This window comes from Telluria sp. ZT3P39 (genome assembly GCF_059685935.1).
Genome location: NZ_JCASIH010000052.1, coordinates 1 through 5,645 on the forward strand (window position 1 = coordinate 1; position 5,645 = coordinate 5,645).

The window sequence follows — 5,645 nt, forward strand, 5'->3', positions numbered from 1 at the left end:
GCCACTCGCCGCCAGGTTGCCCCGCGCTGCCGTTCGACTTGCATGTGTAAAGCATGCCGCCAGCGTTCAATCTGAGCCAGGATCAAACTCTTCAGTTTAATCTCTGTTTAATAGACACTTTCGTGTCTCCGTCCTTGCCGACGGGTCGCTCACTCAAAATACTGACCGTTACTCATTGCTGAGCAACGTATTTCTTTTTTGTGAACATTTGATAATTTAAGTAATCAAGAACCGAAGTTCCTGGCACCTTCATCAAACGCCCACACTTATCGACTGTAAATTGTTAAAGAACTGTATTCGGACCTGCCTTGCTGTGTTCTGTCGAAGCGTTGTGTTCGTCAGCAGCAGAGGAATGAGATTATGCAGTGTTTCGCGTTGCTCGTCAATCCTGATTTTTGCTCCGTTGCAGATTTCTCTGCACCCTCTGTCTTCGTAAGCTTTTGATTACGTTAACATTTTCCGGCCTTCACATCGGCGCTTGCCGTAGTGTGCTCCGAAGCGGAGGCGAACTATAACAAAGCGTGGACGGTCTTGCAAGGCCCACGCGCTAAGGTGCCGGCACTAACTGGATGACTTGCCGGGCGGCCTTTTCCACCGCTCTCCGCGAATACAGCAAAGGAAAATACTTTCCTACGGACCAGCTCGTGGCCAGGTCCCGGTAATGCGGGCTGGCCGGATCGCCCGATTGCCCGGGGGTGTTAAACGCCCGCGAGTTGTCCCAATTCCCGACGTCGAGCACGACCCGGAACGAGGGGCCATGCGCCTGCCAGAAGCTGTCGGGATGGTAGCTCGACACATTGACCGTGAATGCTCCGCCTCCCCGCGGCAGCGGTCCGACGTTCACCCGGGCGCGCGAGGCAGCATCGAGGATGGGCGTCATCGGGTGCGCAAAATAGGAGAAGTGGAGTTTGCCCCACTGCCAGCTTGCGGGATCGGGCCCCTGCAGCGCTTCCATCTCGCCCCATGCGCTACCCAAGCTGGCGAGAAGCACCTCATTGCGCTTGCGGATGGCGCCGGCGCCAAATCGTTTAGCTGGTTTCTCGAGCGATGCGAGCATTACGCTCGGGTGCGGCGCATCCATGGCCTGTGCTGCAGCGGGAGCGAGCACCGCAGCCTTGAATGCCCGGCCCAGGTGGCGCGACCACCACACCTCGTACAAGGCCGCCGCTGCGGACGCCGCCCCCTCCTCGCCGTCCCATGCCGACAAGAGACGCAGCGCCGCGCGTGTCTTGCGCTCCTGCGACGACAAGGGCTTGAGCAGGGCCACCAGCCGCCGCGCGTTGAGCGAGACCACATCGTTCTGCAGCTGCTCCATGTCCTCGATGCTGGCTTTCTGCGTCGTCGACAGCACGCCGGCGATGCGCCGCGCACGTGCGTTGTCGGGCCATTCGAAACCGAGCTTGTGCTCCTTGTACGGAAAGCCCGCAGGCAGGTTCATTTCATTCGCCGACGCATACCAGCCCTGCTTCGGATTGAGCACGTAGGGCAGCTTCGCGCCGTCGAGGAATCCCTTCCACTCGTAGCGGCCATCGCCCGGCACCGGCATCAAGCCATCCCAGTTCGGGCGTACCGGTGCGAGACCGCCCGCGACCCAGCCGATGTTCCCCGCCGTGTCGGCGTACACCTGATTTTCGGTGGGCGCGCCCCAGCGCTGCATCGCACGGCGGAACTGCTGGAAGTCCTGGGCCTTCATGTAATCGATACTGCCGAAATAAGGCGCCATGCCGGGCGCGGTCCATGCGGTGCGCACCGCAAGCGCGCGGTGCTTGCCGGTGTCCTGGTGGATCACCGGTCCATGGCGGGTGAAACGCAGCTCGACGTTCGCGGCAGGCCGGCCACGCACGCTCACCGCCTCCTTCACCACGCGGAAATCTTCCCATTTGCCCTTGTAGCGATACTGGTTCGGATTGGCCGGGTTGGTCTCGTAGACGTAGAGGTCCTCCTGGTCGATGCTGAAGATGGTGAGCCCGAACGCGACCTTGCCGTTATGGCCGATCGACACGCCGGGCAGGGCCGGCTCCCCTGCCCCGATCACGTCCAGGCCCGGCGCGCTCAGGTGCACGATGTAGCGCAGCGAGGGCGCGCCGTAGGCGCGGTGCGGATCGTTGGCGAGGATGGCGCGGCCGGTCGCGGTACGCGACGGGGCGACCACCCAGTTGTTGCTGCCCTCGAGCGCTTCCTCACTCGGCATCGCACGCGACGCCTGCACCGGCGGGCGGTCGAAGCGCACGTTCTCGGTCGCACGCATGAAGACGTCGAGTGCGTCCTCCGGCAGACAGGGGTCGAGGCCTTCCGGCACGCGTGTCGTCCAGCTTGGGGATAGCTGGGCGCGCACTGCGTCGGCCGCCAGGCCAGCGCGGCACACCACGCGCGCACGCGCGAACTCCTGCGTCAGGTTGCGCGTCAGGCCATGGCTGCGAATGCGCACCACGTCTTCCGGCAACCACTTCGCCGGCAGGTAACCAAGCTGGCGAAATTCGAAGGGCAGCAGTTCCGGCTTGCGTGCGATGTAATCGATATAGGCATTGATGCCGGCCACGAAGCGCGTGCTGGTGCGCCGGGCATCCTGGCCGTAGGCAGCCCACTCGGCATCCATGCCGCCGCGGTACAGGAACAGGCGCGCCGCCCGGTCCTGCTCGACATAAGCAGGCCCGAACACCGAGGCCAGCTCGCCCAGCCCGCGGCGGCGCCACAGGTCGATCTGAAACAGGCGGTCGCGCGCGGCGTTGAAGCCCTGGACGAAGAAGGCGTCGTCCAGGCTGGCGGCATAGATGTGCGGCACGCCCCAGGTGTCGACCAGGATCCGCGCCGGCTGGTTCAAGCCCGCCACCTTGAGCGGCTGGGCCGCCGCCTGCGCGGCGCACACCAGCAGCGCCGCACCGATGCTGGCCAGCGCCTTCACGCGGGCTTCACTACGGCAGGCACGACCGGCTGGCTCCCGATGCGCATCGGCGGGATCTGCCAATACGTGACGGCACGCCACAGCCATTCCATCGGACCGTAACGGAAGCGCGCCAGCCACACATGGCTGAAGACGATCTGCGCCGCGGCGAGCACCACCACGAACAGCATCTGGTCGACACGCGAGATGCCCCAGTTGCCGAAGCCGTAGCCGAAGAAGAAGGTGGACGCCACCAGCGACTGCGTCAGGTAATTCGTGAGGGCCATGCGGCCGAAGGGCGCGAGTACGCTGACCTTGTTGAGGGGCGAAGCGCTGTGCAGCATCAGGATCACCAGGCTGACGTAGCCGAGCGATGCCGGCAGGTTGCCGAGCATCTGCATGCCCTGGGCCAGCTGCCAGCCGTCGGCGCCGCGCGAACCCGGTACCGGATGCATCGCGATGGCCGAGCCGAGCAGGCCCATGCCGATCCCGATCGGCAAACCATAGATCGCCAGCTTGCGGAACAGCGGCAGCTGGGCGTGCGCCCTCTCCATGATGCCGGCGCGGACGAACCAGCTACCGAGCAGGAACATCCCGATCAGGACCGTCGCGAAACCGACCTCGCCCGCCGCATGCTGGACGAAGCGCTCGGCCCGCATCGCTACCGCCTGGGGATACGTCCCCTTGCTGAGTACTGCTGTCTCGACCCGGATGTTTTCTTCGCGCTCACGGCGCGCTTTCGCCCGCTCTGCAGCAGCGTCTTTCTCTTTCTTCGCTTCGGCCTTGGTCATCACTGCAGGCGGTTTTTCGGGGAAGAAGTACATCGATGCGCCGGCGCCGGTCATCATGAAGAACGAGAAGCAGTAGATGCCGACACCGAGGCGCCACGGCCGACCCGCCTTGTCCGCGTGATGGCGCCTGGTGAGATAGCCCAGCGTGAGCAAGGCGATCCCCAGCAGCGGCAGGCCAAAACGGGCCTGCGGCGGCATGCCGGGCACCATCCACATGGCGGCGCCGGCGACGGCAGCGATCGCACCAAACAGCATCAGCACGAAGGCAATCGCCAGCGGCTTGCCGAAGCGCGTCATGTGCTGCTCTCCGCGCAGCCACCATGCGGCGAGGCCGAAGAAGCCCAGGCCGGCGGCGATCCCGAACAACCAGTCCATGCCGGGGATGAAACCGCCGCCGATGCACAGGGCCATGGCCAGCATGATCCACTTGAACCGGCCATAGAGCACGACCAGCAGGGCCGTCGCCGCGACTGCATAGCTGAACAGGATGTCGCCGGAGAACAGGAAAATATGGTGGAGCGCCCCGAACACGGCCAGGGCGGCGATGCGGCGCATATAGGGGACGAGGAAGCTGCGCCCGGCACGCTCGGCGCGGGTGAGCATCACGGCGAAACCCATGCCGAACAGGAGCGAGAAGATGGTCCAGAATTTACCGGTGACGAAGTACTGGACGAAGTAGCTCACCCACAGGTTGGCCCCGGTGAGGCCGGTCTGCATGCCCGAGCCGAGCGCGGCAGTGGCGCGGTTGAAGAATTCGACGTTCATCATGAGGATGCCGATCAGCGCAAAGCCGCGCACCACGTCGAGCGACTGGATGCGTTCATTGCTTGCCACAGGCGTCAAAGCCTCGGGCGCTAGTGCGTGGTCCATCGCCATCCCCTTCCTGTTTTGATCTGGCAATCCTAATCCGAGGCCATGCAGGTAGTACTTGCGATGTGACAAAGCGCAGGAAACAGGGGACGAACGGCGATTTCGGGTGCCGTCATCCATGCCGCATGGACTGTACGCAGGGAACGCGCCAGCCCAAGGCAAGCGGGGATCGGCGTCGATCTGTCGGGCATTTTTACACCTGTACGTACGCCTACCTTGTAGTAAAACCTAAGTAACTGATGTTGCGAGAATATTTCCTCTTGGCATAAAGGTTGCTTATAAGAAGGAGCCGCAGTCTGAACGGTCTTGCCTTGCATAAGTTCAGGCAGCATTTCGGCGAACAGTTGTCCTACAAAAAAACTCACTAGGGATATTCGCATGAAACAACTTCAACTTCGCACTGGCATCCTGGCCGGCCTCGTGTTGCTGGCGGCTTCGCTGTCTGCACAAGCTGCCCCAATCACCTGGGCTCTCGACAATGTGACGTTTACGGATGGCGGCAGCGCTACCGGTTCGTTCACGATCGACACGGCGGCCCAGACCTGGTCGGCATTCGATATCGTTACCGCTGGTCCGGCTCTGTCGGGCTTTAATTACAGTCCGACCAACAGCGGCCTGTATTTCAATGGATTTGGCCCGAACAGCTTCACGATCATGCCAGGCGACGGGCGCCGTTACATCACGTTTTCCTTCCTGGACGCGCTGAATGAAACGGGCACTACGCGGACAATCAATACGGCGTCGAGCTGGGAATGCATGAACTGCTCGCCGTGGCGCAATATGTCGGGTTCGGTGACGAGCCTGGCGGCCGACGTACCTGAGCCGGGCACGATGGCGATGCTGCTGCCGGCACTCGGGATGATGGGCTGGATGTCGCGCCGCCGCAAGAAAGCCGCTTGATCTGCAGGAGCCGGTCTATATGCCGGCATCTCGAAAACAGAAACCCAAACGCAAAAAACCCCACCAGGATCACCTGGTGGGGTTTCTCTTATAACTAGCCTGACGATAACCTACTTTCACACTGGTTGCAGCACTATCATCGGCGCAAAGTCGTTTCACGGTCCTGTTCGGGATGGGAAGGGGTGGGACCGACTTGCTATGGT

The 5,645-nt window shown here is 62.6% G+C and carries 3 protein-coding genes and 2 rRNA genes; 1 reads left to right on the forward strand and 4 read right to left on the reverse strand.

Going from position 1 to position 5,645, the window contains the following annotated elements; translation table 11 throughout:
- The 3 genes from AC56LR_RS21475 to AC56LR_RS21485 form a co-directional block, all read right to left on the reverse strand.
- Nucleotides 1-98: ribosomal RNA gene (locus tag AC56LR_RS21475) — 16S ribosomal RNA — on the reverse strand; the annotation flags it as partial.
- 449 nt (nt 99-547) lie between these two features.
- Nucleotides 548-2,902 (reverse strand): penicillin acylase family protein, encoded by a 2,355-nt coding sequence (locus tag AC56LR_RS21480; RefSeq protein ID WP_497133494.1) that lies wholly within the window; start codon nt 2,900-2,902, stop codon nt 548-550.
- Nucleotides 2,899-4,542 carry a DUF418 domain-containing protein gene (locus AC56LR_RS21485; protein ID WP_497133496.1) on the reverse strand — a complete coding sequence of 548 codons (1,644 nt, stop codon included), beginning with the start codon at nt 4,540-4,542 and terminating at the stop codon, nt 2,899-2,901. The genes AC56LR_RS21480 and AC56LR_RS21485 overlap by 4 nt, the downstream gene beginning before the upstream one ends.
- Nucleotides 4,543-4,920: 378 nt before the next feature.
- On the opposite strand from AC56LR_RS21485, the gene AC56LR_RS21490 reads away from it, so the two are divergent.
- On the forward strand, nt 4,921-5,442 hold the full coding sequence (locus AC56LR_RS21490; protein WP_497133498.1) for a PEP-CTERM sorting domain-containing protein: 522 nt from the start codon (nt 4,921-4,923) through the stop codon (nt 5,440-5,442).
- Between the two features lie 97 nt (nt 5,443-5,539).
- On the opposite strand, the gene rrf is transcribed toward AC56LR_RS21490, so the two are convergent.
- Nucleotides 5,540-5,645, reverse strand: a 5S ribosomal RNA gene (gene rrf, locus AC56LR_RS21495); the annotation flags it as partial.